Origin of the sequence: Edaphobacter acidisoli (assembly GCF_014642855.1) — a bacterium.
Taxonomy (GTDB): Bacteria; Acidobacteriota; Terriglobia; order Terriglobales; family Acidobacteriaceae; genus Edaphobacter; species Edaphobacter acidisoli.
On record NZ_BMJB01000001.1, the window covers coordinates 1,409,106 to 1,424,384 of the forward strand.

General features: G+C 60.1%; 14 protein-coding genes. 4 read left to right on the forward strand and 10 right to left on the reverse strand.

Features of this window, described 5'->3' with window-relative positions; genetic code table 11:
* Positions 1 to 159: 159 nt before the first annotated feature.
* Positions 160 to 1,854, reverse strand: a complete 1,695-nt coding sequence (gene recN / locus IEX36_RS05720; RefSeq protein ID WP_188759850.1) for a DNA repair protein RecN — start codon at positions 1,852 to 1,854, stop codon at positions 160 to 162.
* Between the two features lie 140 nt (positions 1,855 to 1,994).
* Here recN and ribA point away from each other — a divergent pair, with 140 nt between their 5' ends.
* On the forward strand, positions 1,995 to 2,633 hold the full coding sequence (ribA, locus tag IEX36_RS05725; RefSeq protein ID WP_188759851.1) for a GTP cyclohydrolase II: 639 nt from the start codon (positions 1,995 to 1,997) through the stop codon (positions 2,631 to 2,633).
* A gap of 17 nt (positions 2,634 to 2,650) precedes the next feature.
* Here the strand turns inward: ribA and IEX36_RS05730 are convergent, their stop codons facing one another.
* Positions 2,651 to 3,703, reverse strand: coding sequence for a GTSAG motif subfamily hormone-sensitive lipase (locus IEX36_RS05730; protein WP_188758310.1), 1,053 nt, complete (start codon positions 3,701 to 3,703; stop codon positions 2,651 to 2,653).
* Between the two features lie 149 nt (positions 3,704 to 3,852).
* Here IEX36_RS05730 and IEX36_RS05735 point away from each other — a divergent pair, with 149 nt between their 5' ends.
* Positions 3,853 to 5,562 (forward strand): AsmA family protein, encoded by a 1,710-nt coding sequence (locus IEX36_RS05735; RefSeq protein WP_188758311.1) that lies wholly within the window; start codon positions 3,853 to 3,855, stop codon positions 5,560 to 5,562.
* Between the two features lie 68 nt (positions 5,563 to 5,630).
* The gene (locus tag IEX36_RS05740) at positions 5,631 to 6,926 is read left to right on the forward strand and encodes an MFS transporter (RefSeq protein ID WP_188758312.1); all 1,296 of its coding nucleotides are present in this window, start codon (positions 5,631 to 5,633) and stop codon (positions 6,924 to 6,926) included.
* Here the strand turns inward: IEX36_RS05740 and IEX36_RS05745 are convergent.
* The 8 genes from IEX36_RS05745 to IEX36_RS05780 all read right to left on the reverse strand — a co-directional run bounded on the left by IEX36_RS05745 (position 6,904) and on the right by IEX36_RS05780 (position 13,938).
* Positions 6,904 to 7,701, reverse strand: a complete 798-nt coding sequence (locus IEX36_RS05745; protein ID WP_188758313.1) for an SDR family NAD(P)-dependent oxidoreductase — start codon at positions 7,699 to 7,701, stop codon at positions 6,904 to 6,906. The genes IEX36_RS05740 and IEX36_RS05745 overlap by 23 nt on opposite strands.
* An 80-nt stretch (positions 7,702 to 7,781) precedes the next feature.
* Positions 7,782 to 8,333 carry a cupin domain-containing protein gene (locus IEX36_RS05750; protein WP_188758314.1) on the reverse strand — a complete coding sequence of 184 codons (552 nt, stop codon included), beginning with the start codon at positions 8,331 to 8,333 and terminating at the stop codon, positions 7,782 to 7,784.
* A gap of 79 nt (positions 8,334 to 8,412) precedes the next feature.
* Positions 8,413 to 9,453, reverse strand: a complete 1,041-nt coding sequence (locus IEX36_RS05755) for a galactitol-1-phosphate 5-dehydrogenase (protein ID WP_188758315.1) — start codon at positions 9,451 to 9,453, stop codon at positions 8,413 to 8,415.
* Between the two features lie 157 nt (positions 9,454 to 9,610).
* Positions 9,611 to 10,108, reverse strand: a complete 498-nt coding sequence (locus IEX36_RS05760) for a DinB family protein (RefSeq protein WP_188758316.1) — start codon at positions 10,106 to 10,108, stop codon at positions 9,611 to 9,613.
* A gap of 564 nt (positions 10,109 to 10,672) precedes the next feature.
* A complete protein-coding gene (locus IEX36_RS05765) occupies positions 10,673 to 11,536 on the reverse strand; it encodes a glycine betaine ABC transporter substrate-binding protein (protein WP_188759852.1) in 864 nt (287 codons plus the stop codon).
* Positions 11,537 to 11,715: 179 nt separating this feature from the next.
* Positions 11,716 to 12,348, reverse strand: coding sequence for an ABC transporter permease (locus tag IEX36_RS05770; RefSeq protein ID WP_188758317.1), 633 nt, complete (start codon positions 12,346 to 12,348; stop codon positions 11,716 to 11,718).
* Complete coding sequence (locus IEX36_RS05775) at positions 12,345 to 13,094, reverse strand: ATP-binding cassette domain-containing protein (RefSeq protein WP_188758318.1); 750 nt, start codon at positions 13,092 to 13,094, stop codon at positions 12,345 to 12,347. Before IEX36_RS05775 ends, IEX36_RS05770 begins: the two co-directional genes overlap by 4 nt.
* Before the next feature lie 31 nt (positions 13,095 to 13,125).
* Positions 13,126 to 13,938 carry an ATP-binding protein gene (locus IEX36_RS05780; RefSeq protein ID WP_188758319.1) on the reverse strand — a complete coding sequence of 271 codons (813 nt, stop codon included), beginning with the start codon at positions 13,936 to 13,938 and terminating at the stop codon, positions 13,126 to 13,128.
* Between the two features lie 252 nt (positions 13,939 to 14,190).
* Here IEX36_RS05780 and gap point away from each other — a divergent pair, with 252 nt between their 5' ends.
* Positions 14,191 to 15,195 carry a type I glyceraldehyde-3-phosphate dehydrogenase gene (gene gap / locus IEX36_RS05785; protein WP_188758320.1) on the forward strand — a complete coding sequence of 335 codons (1,005 nt, stop codon included), beginning with the start codon at positions 14,191 to 14,193 and terminating at the stop codon, positions 15,193 to 15,195.
* Positions 15,196 to 15,279 lie beyond the last annotated feature (84 nt).

A 15,279-nucleotide genomic window follows, 5' to 3' on the forward strand; every position in this document is an offset into this window, starting at 1 on the left:
CCTGTATTCTCAGTCATCCGACTTCCTCCCACGCGGTAATCACGCTTCCATCATCGGATGCCACAGGCAAAGTGGACAGCACAGCGATCTGCCCTGGAGGTTTTGATTGGCTCAAATTATCGTCCCAGTTTCATCGTCCCAGTCAAGGCGAATGTGCCTCTACCGGCTGCTCGCCAGCAGATGCTCCGCATGCTTCAGACTCGTCTCGGTGAGCTTCGCCCCGCTCAACATCCGAGCAATCTCCTCGGTCCGCTCCGCATCATCCATCAAGCGAATCCCCGTCTGCGTCCGCCCTTTCTTTTCCGTCTTCTCAATCAAAAAGTGTTGGTCACCAAACGCCGCAATCTGCGGCAGGTGCGTAATACACAACACTTGCTGCCCCCGCGCCAGCGTTTTCAGCTTGCGTCCCACCGCCTCCGCCGCACGCCCGCCAATACCAATATCAATCTCGTCAAAGACCAGCGTGCGCGGCAAAACCGTCTTCTTCTTGCCACCCGAAGAACCAGACACAGCCTCCTCAACCGTCACCTTCAGCGCCAGCATCACACGCGACATCTCACCACCCGAAGCAATCTCATGCAGAGGCTTCAATGGCTCACCCGCATTCGTCGCAATCAAGCACTCCACGTCATCCCACCCGTTCGAAGTCCAGTGCTCCTGCGTCTTCAGCGGAGCGACCTTCACGCTGAACCGCGTACTCATCGCCAAATCATTGATCTGCCCAACCGCTAACTTCTCCAGCCGCCTCGCCGCCTCTGCACGCACGCCAGACAACTGCCCTGCCGCAGCCTCATATGCCGCAGCCTCCTTCTTCTCCTTCGCCCTCAACTCCTCGATCAGCGCATCGCGGTTCTCCACCTCAGCCAGCCTGCGCGAAGCCTCCGCACCAAACGCAATCACCTCAGCCAGTGTCTGCCCATATTTCCGCTTCAGCCGATCGAGCGCGGCCAAACGATCCTCAATCTCCTCCAAACGCCCCGGAGCAGCGTTGATGTTCTCAGCAAACTCCCGCACCTCGGCGTCGACATCCTCCACCGCCGCCTTCGCCGAAGCCAGTTGCTGCGCCGGCCCCACAAACCGCGCATCAAACTTCGCCAACTCCTCCACATGCTTCAGAGCAGCCCCCAGCGCGCTCTCAGCCGAGTTCTCCGACTCATACAAAACCTCATGCGCACTCATCGCCGCCGTATACAGCCGCTCAGAGTTGCTCAACACGCGCTTCTCCGCCTCAAGCTGCGCATCCTCATCCTCAGCGCTCAACCCGGCCTGCTCAATCTCCTTGCTCTGAAACCTCCACAAGTCAGCCATGCGCAACCGGTCCTGCTCATCCGAGAGCAGTTCTTCCAGCTTCGCCCGCGTAGCCTTCCACGCAACAAACGTCGCAGCCACGCCCTCAGTCGCAATCCCGCCAAACCGGTCCAGCAACAGCCGTTGCTGCGCCTGGTCAAACGAAGTCATCGTCTCGCCCTGCGAGTGCACCAGCGCCAGCTCAGGCGCAAGCTGCCGCAAAACCCCCACCGTCGCAGGCTGATTATTCACAAACACGCGACCCTTGCCGTTCGCCAGAATCTCCCGCCGCAGCAGCACCTCATCACCCTCAGCGTCGATGCCGTTCTCTTCCAAAATCGCCGCCGCGCCCGGCGTCATCTCGAAGACGCATCCCACCACAGCCTTCTCTTCGCCATGCCGCACCACGTCAGCCGAAGCCTTCCCACCCAGCAGCAGCACCAGCGCATCGATCAGGATCGACTTCCCCGCGCCCGTCTCGCCTGTCAGCAGGTTCAGCCCCGCGCCAAACGCAGCCGAAGCCCGGTCGATCACCGCATAGTTTTCCGCGCGCAACTCCAGCAGCATCTTCTCCAGCCTCTTCGTAGAACGTACCGCGAGAATAGCAAACATCCGCCATCGGAAAAATCGCCGCGCCACGGCGGTTGCATCAAACCGCACCGCCCGCGAATCCAATGTCCATGTCAGCCGAAACGTATAATCAGGCCATGCCCTTTACGAGCGTAAAAAAGGTCGCCGACGCCGACTTCCCCACCCGCTGGGGACACTTCCGCATCCTCGGCTTCCAGGGCATATTCGACAACTCCTCCCCCTGCAACGACTCCGCGCCATCCACGCCGACACGCACCGAAGACGCCGTTGCGCTCGTCATGGGCGAAATCCATTCCGCCCCGCCGATCGTCCGCATCCACTCCCAATGTCTCACCGGCGACGTCTTCCACTCCCTGCGCTGCGACTGCCGCCAGCAGCTTGAGCTTGCCCTCTCGACCATCGCCGAAGCAGGCACCGGCATCCTCCTCTACGAGCAGCAGGAGGGCCGCGGCATCGGCCTCATGGCTAAGCTCCGCGCCTACGAACTACAAGACCAGGGCCTCGACACCATCGAAGCCAATCTCGAGCTCGGCTACAAAGCCGACTGCCGCGAGTTCGAGCTGCCCGCCGCCATCCTCAGGCAGCTAGGCGTGACCAGCGTCCGCCTCATCACCAACAACCCCGCCAAAGTCGAAGCCCTCGAACAGGCCGGAATCAAAGTCACCGAGCGCATCTCCGCCGAGGTCCCCACCGAGCCAACCAACGAGCGCTACCTCAAGACCAAGCGCGAAAAGATGGGCCACCTCGTCGGATAAATATTCCTACAGCGCTCTCACTTCCCCAGCTCCCGATCAAAGAAGTTTGCCATCATCCTCACCGCATCCTTCGACTCCGGCAGCTCAGGATTATTCCAGAACGCATGAGGCAACGCCTCGAACACCACCAGTCGCGCATCCACGCCATCCGCTAAAAACTTGCGATGCAGAATCGTCGTCCCGCTCAGCAGCAGGTCCCGCTCGCTGGTAATAAACAACGTCGGCGGAAACCCATGCACATCCGCAAACACCGGCGATAACACCGGATCGCGCGCGTCGGTCGTTCCGACATACTCCGGCAGAATCGGTGGCTTTGCCGGCGGATCAAGATGCCCCGAGAGCCCATTCAGAGCGAACAATGCCTGCGAATCTCCGACCCGGCTGAAGTCACCCATCCCTGAAAAAATCCCCAGCGCCCCCGGCAGCGGCAACCCAAGCTGCTTCAGCTTCACCGCAACCTCGCCCGTCAAAATCGCGCCCGCCGATGTCCCATAGATCGCAATCCGCTCCGGCTTGTATGTCTTCAGCACTTCCTTGTACACCGCAACCGCGTCATCCACGTCAGCCGGAAAAGGATGCTCCGGAGCCATCCTGTACAGCACCGAGATCACCTTCGTCTGCGTCAGGTTCGCAATCGGCACACTCTCGGTCAGCGATCCCGAATCCACCACAAATCCGCCGCCATGCAGATTAATCAGCACCCGCCCACGGTTCGCCTCCGGCATCGTCAGCGGAGTCACCACCCGCACCGGCACGCCAGCAATCGTGTCCGCTCCCACATGCACCGGATACATCGCCTCAAACGCCTTCCCCGCCGCCGCCTGCCACGCATCGGTCCCTGCACGCTGCTGCGCGACGGTCGGCTTCTTCAACTCATCCGACTCCTGCCGCCCAATAAACCGCTGCGCCTCCGCGCTGATCGTCTCCGGCACCGGCACAACGCGCGTCACATGCGCCGTCCCATCCGCGGCAATCACGCTCGAATCCTTCGTCACGCCAGTCTGTCCCACAGCCACGCCACAAACCAGCCCAACCGCGGCCACACCACTCCATAAAATTTCCAGGCGCATCCAAACCTCCCTCATCAAACGCCCCAGTCTACAACGCTAGCCCTTCAAACAACCCCTCTTCATCCATAAGTCATCGCACGGGGGTAAACTTCTATCTCCATCGCGCACATCAGATGAGATACCGTCAATCCGAATGAAAGGCGTCTCGAATGGCACTCCCTCGCCGCCCCATCCTCATCGCCATCGGAAGCATTATCGTCCTCATCATCCTCGCCATCCTCTCGGTCCCGCTCTTCCTCAACGCCGACAGCTTCCGCGCCCGCATCGAAACGGCTCTCACCAACTCACTCGGCCGCAAAGTCACTCTCGGCAAGCTCAACCTGTCCATCCTCTCAGGCAGCCTCGAAGCGCAGGACGCCACCATCGCCGACGACCCAGCCTTCAGCTCGCAGCCATTCCTCCACGCCTCAAGCCTCAAGATCAACGTCGATGTTATCCCGCTTGTCTTCCACCATCAGCTTCACATCGAAGGCTTCGACCTCGACTCGCCTGGCATCACTCTCATCCGCGCCGCCAACGGCACCTGGAACTACTCCACCATCGGCGGAGCACAACAAAGCACCAGCGCCAATCAGCAATCCAGCTCGCTCATCCCCAACCTCACCGTCGGCCACATCGCTATCACCAACGGCAAGATGACCGTGGACACGCAGTCTTCTCCAGGCGCACCTGCCATCCCGCCCCACACCTACGACCAGCTCAATCTCAAGGTCACAAACTTCGCCTTCGACAAATCTTTCCCCTTCACCGCCTCCGCGCACGTTCCCGGCGATGGCAACATCTCGCTCAACGGCAACGCCGGTCCCGTCGACCCGCGTGACGCTTCAGTCACACCCTTCACCGTCCAGGGCACGCTCAAACACATCGACCTCGCCTCCAGCGGAGTCGTACCACCCGACACCGGCATCAGCGGCCTCGCCGATGTCGACCTCAAAGCCAACTCCAACGGCCAGATCCTCAACGCCGATGTCACCGCAACCGCGCAGAACCTGCAACTCGCCAAAAACGGATCGCCATCGCCTAAGCCGGTCAACGTACAGCTCACCGTCGCGCAAAACGTTCGAGCGCTCACCGGCCAGATTCAGAAAGGCACCATCACCATCGGCAAAGCCGTCGTCAACATCGCTGGCACGTATCAAACCAGCGGCTCCACCACCGCACTCAACATTCAAATCAACGGCCAGTCCATGCCCATCGACGAACTCCAGGCCTTCCTGCCCTCCGTCGGAGTCCATCTACCCAGCGGCTCTCATCTCCAGGGCGGAACCCTCACCACAACCCTCGCCGTCACCGGTTCCACCGCAGCTCCCTTCCTCAACGGCCCCGTCCGCGTCGACAACACCAGCCTCGCCGGCTTCGACCTCAACTCCAAACTCGGCCCCATCACCAAACTCACCGGAGCCAAATCCGGCTCAGCCACCTCCATCCGTTCCTTCAGCACCAACATTCACGTCGAAGGCGGCAACATCCGCACCGACAACCTCACCCTCGACGTCCCCTCGCTCGGCACTGCTAGCGGAGCCGGAACCGTCAGCGCCACCGGCGCACTCAACTACAACATCGTAGTCAAACCCACACTCTTCTCCGGCAGCAGCCAGCCAGCATCAGGCGGAGGCATAGCAGGACAACTCCTCGGCGCAGCAAATGTCGGTGGAATCGGCGGAGTCGCAGGCAACGCTCTAAAAAATGGCGTCCCGGTAGCCATCGGCGGCACCACCTCCAATCCCACCTTCTCGCCCAATATGAACAACCTCCTGCGCAATGGAGCAGGCAACGCAATTCAAAGCCTCACCAAACCCTCCACAACAAACAGCCCGCTCTCCAACGCACTCGGTGGTTTATTCGGCAAGCACAAATAGAAGACACAGCTCGCAAAAAGAGCTAGTGTAAGTTCATCGACCCACACCATGAGACGGGCACTTCTCTGATGGCAACCGCGGCGCTGACCGAAAACCACATCCCCCGCCGCCGCTGGCGCATCGCCTGGCTGCTCGGCCTCGGCGTCCTCGTCAACTACTTCGACCGCGTCAATCTCTCCGTCTCGCAAGCCGCGCTGCACACCACCTTCGGCATCTCCGCCATCACCTTCGGCTATCTCTCCGGCGCATACAACTGGACCTACGCCGCCTGCCAACTCCCCATCGGCGTCGTGCTCGACCGCTTCGGCATCCGCCGCGTCGGCCGCGTCAGCACCTTCCTCTGGAGCATGGCCTCCTTCGCCGCCGCCCTCACACCCACGCTCGGAGGCCTCTTCGGCGCGCGCTTCGCACTCGGCATCGGCGAATCTCCCACCTTCCCCGCCAACGCCAAAGCCATCGGTTACTGGTTCCCGCCCAACGAACGCAGCTTCGCCACATCGCTCTTCGACTCCGCCGCCAAGTTCGCCTCCGCCATCGGCGTCCCGCTCATCGGAATCCTTCTCCTCCGCATTGGCTGGCGCATGAGCTTCGCCGCCACCGGCGTCATCAGCTTCCTCTACTTCCTGCTCTTCTGGCGCATCTACCGCGACCCCACCGAAGACCCCGGCCTCACCGCCACCGAGCGGCAATATATCCATCACGAAGACGCCGAGCTCTCCCACGAACAATGCGAGCCGCTCTCCACCCTGCTCCGTCAACCGAAGGTCATCGGCATGGCGCTCGGCTTCGGCGCTTACAACTACGTCTTCTACCTGCTGCTCACCTGGCTACCCAGCTATCTCTCCGAAGCCCTGCACATCGACCTGCTCCACTCGTTCCTCTACACCGGAATCCCCTGGCTCTTCGCCACCTTCACCGACCTCTTCATCGGCGGCCTGCTCGTCGACGCCCTCGTCCGGCGCGGCTCGAACGGCAATCTCGTCCGCAAGATCGTCCTCATCGGCGGCACCGCCTGCGGCCTCGGCATCGTCGGCGCAGCGCACGCAAAAACCGCAGCAGACGCCCTCTTCTGGATCAGCCTCTCCATCGGCGGCCTCTCCGCAGCCGCACCCGTCGGTTGGTCGATCCTCACGCTCATCTCACCACGCAACAGCGTCGGAGCAGTCGGAGGCATCATCAACTTCTCCAACCAGCTCTCCGGCATCGCCGCCCCCATCATCACCGGCTATCTCGTAGCCGGCCACCAATCCTTCGCCCGAGCCTTCAGCGTCCCCGGCATCTACCTGCTCATCGGCATCGCCGGATACATCTTCCTGCTCGGCAAAATCGAACCCATGCCCATCAAGTCTTCTTCCGCACCGTAGCCCGCGTAGCCCCGGTCGAAATCCCGCCATCCACCAGCAGCGTCTGCCCGGTCACATACCTGCTCTCCTCCGAAGCCAGAAACACCACAGCCCCATCCAGATCGCGCGGCTCCCCAGGCCTCTTCATCGGAATCCGATCCACCAGATACTCCACCCACTCCGGATCCTCATACATCACCTGATTCTGCGCCGTCTTGAACCACCCCGGAGCCAGACAATTCACCGTAATCCCATACCTACCCCAATCATCCGCTAGGCTCATCGTCAACTGCTTAATCCCGCCCCTGCTCGCGCCATACGGACCAAGCCCCGCATACCCGGCAACGCTCGTCACCGACCCGATATTGATGATGCGCCCATACCCATGCTTCACCATCCCGCGCGCCATCGCCTGAGCAACAAAAAAACTCCCCCGCAGATTCGTATCGAGCACCAGATTCCAGTCATCCCACGTCACATCCAGCGCAGGCTTGCGCACATTGCACCCGGCATTGTTCACCAGAATATGAATCTGCCCACACGCCGCCTCCGCCGCAGCAACCATCCGCTCGATGCTCGCCTGATCGCGCACATCCAGATCGAGCGTCACCACCCTGCGCCCCAGCGCCTCCATCTCCGCGGCAAACGCAGCCGTATCCTCACGCCGCCGACTCGTCAAAATCAAATTCGCCCCAGCGGTCGCCAAAGCCCGCGCAAAGTACTGCCCCAGCCCCCGGCTCGCGCCAGTCACCAAAGCCACCTGCCCCGTCAGATCAAACAATCTCTCACTCGCCATCCAACCATCCCAACACGATCCACATTCGTTATTGTCATCTTTCTCGCCCATCCGTTTCGGCATCGCGCTTTTTCACACGATCACGTCGTTTTAAGTGGCGGCCCCAGCACTTTCCCGCCGTAGAACCCTGCGTCGCGGTTGATTGGATTCGGGCGCGCTCTGTCAATGAAGAACTGCTCCATGTTTCCGGCAGGAGAGAATGCGATAGTCATTTTGGCCAGCCGCCCTGGCATAGCGCTGAAGGTGTGTGGCGTGTTGCGCGGCACCAGAACGGTGTCGCCCGACTTCAACGTCATCTGCTTTTCGCCTATCTGAAACAGGACCTCGCCTTCTTCGACGTGGAACCATTCCTCCTGCGCGAAGTGCAAGTGCAGGTGAGGTCCGCCGGGGGTCATGTCGGTGTGCTGAAAGACAAAAAGATTGCCGTTGGTCTCTTTGCTTGAGACCTTGAAAGCGATATGGCTGAATCCCAGCGAGCGCGTTGCGCCGAAGATATCCTGACCGGCCGGAAGCACACGCCCCTCTTTGGCGGACGTGGCTGTAGACGACTCGGCTTGTGCGGCAGGTTGCTCTAACACGAACGGAAAAGCCGCGGCGATTCCTGCAGACTGCACAAAACGGCGACGATTCATGAGGTCTCCTGGAGGCTTCTGTAGGGGAGTGGGAGAAGTGTACTCCCCGGCTGATTCCCGACAAAGAACAACTGAGACCCTAACCCTCCCGCGGGTCCAGTACCACCTTCATCAAATTCGGCTCCCGCGCATAAAGCCGCGCAAACCACTCCGGCCCATCACGCAACGGAGCAACCGCCGTAATCAGCGGCCCCACCTTAATCTTCCCCGCCGACATCAACCGCATCGCCTCGCCATACTCCCCCGCCGACGCACACGACCCCTGCAACCGTATCTGCCGCGTCACCACCCGCTGCAGCGGCAGCGTCACCTTCGGCGCAATATTGCCCACCAGCGTCACCGTCCCACCCTTGCGCACACACTCAATCGCCGCCGTCACCGTCTCATCCCGCCCAACCGCCTCCAGCGCCACATCCACACCACGCCCCGATGTCAGCCTCATCACCTCAGCCACCAAAGCCTCACCCGAAGCAAGCAGAGTCGCATCCGCGCCCAAATCCTTCGCCAGCTTCAGCCGCGTCTCATCCACATCCGCAATCAACACGCGCGAACAACCCGCAGCCCGCGCCGCCTGCAACACCAGCAGCCCAATCATCCCCGCGCCAATCACCAGCGCTGTCTCGCCACCCTTCAGCTCCGACACCCGCACCGCATGAAGCGCCACCGACACCGCCTCCAGCATCGCCGCCTCGGCAAACCCCAGCCCATCCGGCAGCCGATACACCACCCGCTCCGGCACCGTCACAAACTCCGCAAACGCCCCCGCCCGCCGATACTCCCCACACGACACGCCAATCACCTGCCGGTCGTTGCAAAGATTCGCCTCACCCCGCCGACAAAACTCACACTCTCCACAAAACACCGTCGAATCAAACGTCACCCTGTCGCCCACGCGAAACCCACGCACCTCTGCACCCACGCCCGCGACCACACCTGCAGCCTCATGCCCCATCACAATCGGAGGAATCCGTCGCCCCGAAGATCCGTCGTACCCATGCACATCGCTCCCGCATATCCCACACGCCGCCACACGAACGAGCACATCTTTCGGCCCCACAACCGGCGCCGGCACATCCGCCACATCCAAACGCTTGTACTCCGACAGCAACAAAGCCTTCATGTTTTCCTCTCATCCATGCCAAAAATGCTCGGGTGCCCCATCCATCGCGTTTTATGCGATGGGTGGGAATGAACACAGCCCAACCTGCCGGCTTTGGCATTTCCATTCCGCAGCGCAGCGGAGGAATCTGCTTTTCTCTTTTTAATCTGCAAAAACCTTACACCTGCACTCCCTTCACCACCTTCACCGTAGTCACCGCCTGCCCAACATGCCGCTGCGTGTGGTCGGCACAATGAACCATCAACCCGCCCACAGTCGTCGGCAACATCTTGCGCCCCACTCCACGCGGAGTCTCATAGCTCCCAGGAGAAATCGCCCTCACCCGCCGCATCGCCGCCGCCAGCCCCTTACGAAACTCCGTCAACACTGCTGCAGCCGAAGCCCCACCATCCAGCTCACTACGCAAGCTCGCCAACTGCGCATCGCTCAACTGATTCCCCTCGGCATACGTCAGCAGCCGATCCAGGCTCCGCACAATATGCCGCAGATGAAACGCCACCGAAGCAATCTCAAACGGCCGTGCATTCACCTCCGCGTCGCTCAACCCAGCACACCACTTCTCCACATCCTCACCCGCGAGTTCGAGCGCATGAAGCACCTGCCGCCTCACCGCATCCACCTCTGTCAGCGTCCCACGCAACCACGGCTCAACCATGTCCCAAATCCTCTCACTCTCAATTGTCATCCTTCGCCGAAGGCGGAGGACCTGCTTTTATCGTTGCCTATCCGTTTTTGCATTTCCATTCCGTAGCGCAGCGGAGGAATCTGCTGTTCTCTGCTGCCACAAACGCTCGGGTGCCTGGCTCAGATAGAGTACAAAGTAAGAGGTCTACGGAGTGCAATAGTGAAGAAGATGAGTTTGTGGGCAGTTCTCGGCTTAGTGGTGGCTGGATTGGCGTTTTGGATTGTTACCAGTACCGCGACACCCCCTCCCCACCCATTGCCCCTTTTGATCCTGGCCTTAGTCTTTGCCGTTTCTCCTCTCGGCACTTTTTGGATGTTGTACATGGTAATCCGCTATGAAAAGCGCCCATTACCGTATATTGCACTTGCTTTTGTCCCGTACTTCTCCTTGGGGTATTACTTTGAACGTGTCAGGTGCAAGACAACAGTTGACAGGCCCCCTACAGACTGACTTGTCTCATTGGTAATGGCCGCCCTGCGGGCACTCCATTCTTCACGGTTTTTGTGCGAAGGGCAGGGAGACATACTCCAAACCTCAAAGCCCCTTCCTCTGCCGAAACTCCCGCACCACATCCCCAACATCCCGATGCTCCGTATCCACAGCGTAGTTCATCTCGCGCACATCTTCAGCCGACACCTTCCCCGCCAGCCGCTCCATCGCCACCCCAATCCCCGGATGCCGCCGAATCGAATCCTCCCTTACCAGCGGTACCGCCTCATACGGAGGAAAGTAGTGCCGGTCATCCTCCAGCACCACCAGCCCCAGCGTCCGAATCGGCGAATCCGTCGAGTTGCCCGCAACCATATCCACCTGCCCCACCTCCAGCGCCCGATACAACAGCCCCAGATCCATCACCCGGGGAGCCTCCTTAAAATGCAGCCCATACGCAGCCTCCAAACCACGCAACCCATCCGGCCGCTCCTCAAACTCATACCCCACCCCCAGCCGCCAGTCGGGCGCAACCTTTACCGCATCCGAGATCGTCTTCAACCCCAGCCGCCGCGCATCATCCCCCCGGACCACCATCGCAAACGTGTCCTCGAACCCAAGCCCCCGTCCGACCCGCACCCCATACCGCGACGCATACAAATCCCTCACCTGCCGCCAGACCGTAGCTTCGTCACGCTCGCCCACCGGAGGCAGCGGCTGCTTCAAGATCGCCGTCAGCGCCGTACCCGTGTACTCCACATACCCATCGATCCTCCCGCTCACCAGCGCCTGATGACAGATATAGCTCCCCGCCAGGTAAAACCGCCGGTCCACCTTCTCACCCGTCGTCGCCTCAATCTCCTGCGCCAGCAACTCCCCCAGCACCACCTGCTCCGTAAAATTCTTCGCCCCAATCACCATCCGCGAAGCCCGCGGCGGAGCACACCCCACCATCAGCAAAGCCCCCATCGCAAAAGCCCACACAGCCCTCCCAAAACCAGCTCGCCGCACTTGACAAATCTGTCCTGCAGAAGCACCCCTCTGGCCGTGTCGAGTCTCGTCCCGGCAGCAGAAGTACCCAGGTACCCCCCTCATTAAAGCCTTTCCTCTGAAGACTTTGGTACTTAAGTACGGGCAGGGGGAGTACCTCACGCGCGCCTCACCCGAAGCCGCCGCTCCACCCATCCCAATCCCGCATCCGCCAACAGCGCCAGCAGAGCCGCCGGAATCGCTCCAGCCAGAACCAGCCCATTATCCACACTCGCCACCCCACGAAAGATCAACTCACCCAACCCTCCCGCACCAATCGCCGCCGCAATCGTCGCCACCCCCACGCAAGTCACAGTCGCCGTCCTGATTCCAGCCAGGATCACACTCGACGCAAGTGGAAGTTCAACCTTAAATAGCAGCTGCATATTACTCATTCCAATCGCACACGAAACATCAATGAGCGAAGCATCAATCCCTTCAATCCCCGCATACGTATTCCGCAGAATGGGCAGCAACGCATATCCAGTCAAAGCAAGAATCGCCAGCCGCGCCGCATTCTCTCCGAGAAACGGAACCGGCAACAACAGTCCAAACAGCGCCAGACTAGGAATCGTCTGAATGACATTCGCAAGACCAATCACAGGTCCAGCCCATCGCTTCCGCCGAGTCAGCAAAACCCCAACCGGCAATCCAATCCCCACAGCAATCAGCATCGCAAACACAGTCAGCCAGAGATGCTCAAACGTCAGCCGTGCAATCTCCCACCCATGCTCCGATAGAAAATGCATCATGCTGACACCACACGATGTACAGCAGAAACATAATCTTTTACATGAGGATTATCAGAACCCAGAACATCCCCAACAGACAGGTCCGCCACGATCACGCCAGTTTCAAGAAACACCACGCGCGAGGCAAGAAACAGCGCCTCATCCAGATCATGCGTCACCAGAAGCACCGTCTTATGCACGCGCTCCAGCAGCCCCTTGAGCATCGTCTGCATCTCCGCCCGAGTCAGCGGGTCGAGCGCACCGAACGGCTCGTCCATCAGCAGAACCTCCGGATCCATCGCCAGCGCCCGCGCTACCCCCACTCGCTGCCTCTGCCCACCCGAGAGCTGCCACGGATATCGCTTCCTGAACTCGTCATAATCCAATCCGACAAGCCCCAACACCTCACGCACCCGCGCCGCAATCTCCTCCTTCGAGCGTCCTGCAACCTCCATCGCGAGCCCTGCATTCCGCTCCACCGTCATATGCGGAAACAGCCCCACATCCTGAATTACATAACCAATATCTCGACGAATCGCATTTATTTCAGAGTAATTTACAGCTTTATCTGCAACCGAAACTTCACCAAAAGTTGGCCGCGCCAACCCGTTCACCATCCGAAGTAGAGTCGTCTTCCCCGACCCGCTTCTCCCCAGAATGGCGGTCGTCGTCCCAGCCTCCAGCCGCAACAAAATATCGCGCAAAAGAACATGCCCATCGGGCAACGTGTAGCTCACCTTCGCGAACTCAACGCCAACCGTGGGCATCTTCTCTACTCTGGGTTTCCTGTGGAAATCGCTAACTTTGCTCTACTGCTCCAGCCGCTTCCCCCGTGGTTGCAACCGGCAAACTTCCAGGCTGCCCCTTCACGCGGACAACAGTAATTTTCTGAAACCCTTCCTTGAAGGTTGGCGGCTTAAGCCGTTCAGCCATACGATGCATCACTTCGTCTGAAACCTGCCGCTCGCGCTTCGCATTCCGCTCGAGGCAAACCGCCAAAGGCACGTCGAAGAACACAGCATGGACCTCATAGCCAAAACTCTTGGCCATCTTGATCCACTGCCTCCGCTCGTGCGGCGAAAGATTCGTGGCATCGACATAGTTCCACGGCATCTTGGCAATCAGCCTCGCCCGCAGCAGACTCCGTAGCGTGGAAAATACCAGGCCTTGATATCGCTGCTCCGAGATGTCATCGAACAGCAGCGTCCGAAGCAGGTCACTCGACAACGGGGTTACCCCGCGCCGCTTGTACCAGGTCGTCTTGCCCGATCCAGGAAGCCCAATCGCCAGAACCACATAGCCCTTCGGCGATTTCGCAGCCACCGGTTCAACTGGCGGCGTAGCCAACGACTCCGGCTGAGTCTCAATCTCAATCTTTGGCTCAGAGACAGGCGTTTCCACGGCATCATGATGCTCGTGCTGACCATGCTGCTCAACAGCCGTCTCAACAGGCTGAACAGTATCTGGCTCAGCCTCAGATGCTGCCGCCTTCGAGGGCAATTCATCCGGGTAGGCCGGTCTCAGCGGAGCAGGCTGGTTGGCCGGCAGTTCCTGTCCACTCTTCCCAGTGGACTCCGAATTATTCGGGCCACGTCTCGGGCGTCTTCTCATTTTTTCGCTTATCCAATCGCGCAGCTCGCGCATGTTTCGCTTGTAACACACGGCGGAAGCCGCCCGCAAATTACCCGCACCCGTCCCGTCAACCTCCAGTCGAGCGTTTGATTCTTGTAGACGATGGTTGTAGCATTCTTTTTTAATGGGGTGCGTCTGATTCTGCCGCGCTCTATTTCTGGAAGAAACGCACGATCAGACATCTTTGTTAACGCGCACAGGCGCACCACCATCATAGGAGCACGCTAAAACATGGCAGTTAAGGTAGGCATCAACGGCTTTGGCCGTATCGGACGCAACGTCTTCCGCAGCGCACTGGGTAACCCCGACATCGAGTTCGTGGCCGTCAACGACCTGACCACCCCGGCCACCCTGGCCCACCTGCTCAAGTACGATTCCATCCTTGGCAACCTCAAAGAAGACATCCAGCACGGCGACGACTTCATCTCCGTCAACGGCAAGAAGGTCAAAGTCTTCGCCGAGCGCGATCCGGCCAAGCTCGACTGGGCCTCGGTTGGCGCACAGATCGTTGTCGAATCGACCGGCTTCTTCACTGACGCGACGAAGGCCAAGGCGCACCTCGGCTCAACCGTCAAGAAGGTCATCATCTCCGCTCCGGCCACCAACGAGGACATCACGGTAGTCCTCGGCGTCAACGACTCCAAGTACGATGCCGCGAAGCACAATGTCATCTCCAACGCGAGCTGCACGACGAACTGCCTCGCACCGGTCGTCAAGGTGCTGAACGATACCTTCGGTATCGCCAACGGCATCATGACCACGATCCACAGCTACACCAACGATCAGGTCATCCTCGACACGCCGCACAAGGACCTGCGCCGCGCCCGCGCCGCCGCTCTCTCGATGATTCCTTCGAGCACCGGCGCCGCCAAAGCCCTCAAGCTCGTCATCCCCGAGATGGACGGCAAGCTCGACGGCTTCGCCATCCGCGTCCCGACTCCGAACGTCTCCGTCGTCGACCTCACCTTCACCACCGAGAAGCCCATCGACGTGAAGAGCGTCAACGCCGCGGTCAAGGCAGCCTCCGAAGGCGCGCTCAAGGGCATCCTCGGTTATACCGATGAAGAGCTCGTCTCGTCAGACTTCAAGGGCAACCCGCTCAGCTCCATCTTCGACTCGAAGCTGACCAAGGTCATCGGCAACACCGGCAAGGTCATCAGCTGGTACGACAACGAGTGGGGCTACTCCAACCGTGTCCGCGACCTGATCCTCTTCCTCGTGAAGAAGGGCCTGTAATCAATCCAGGCGCATATCCAAAAGCGCCTGCCATCCTGAGCGAAGCGAAGAATCCCGCATTTGTACCTGCGACAAGGTTCTTCG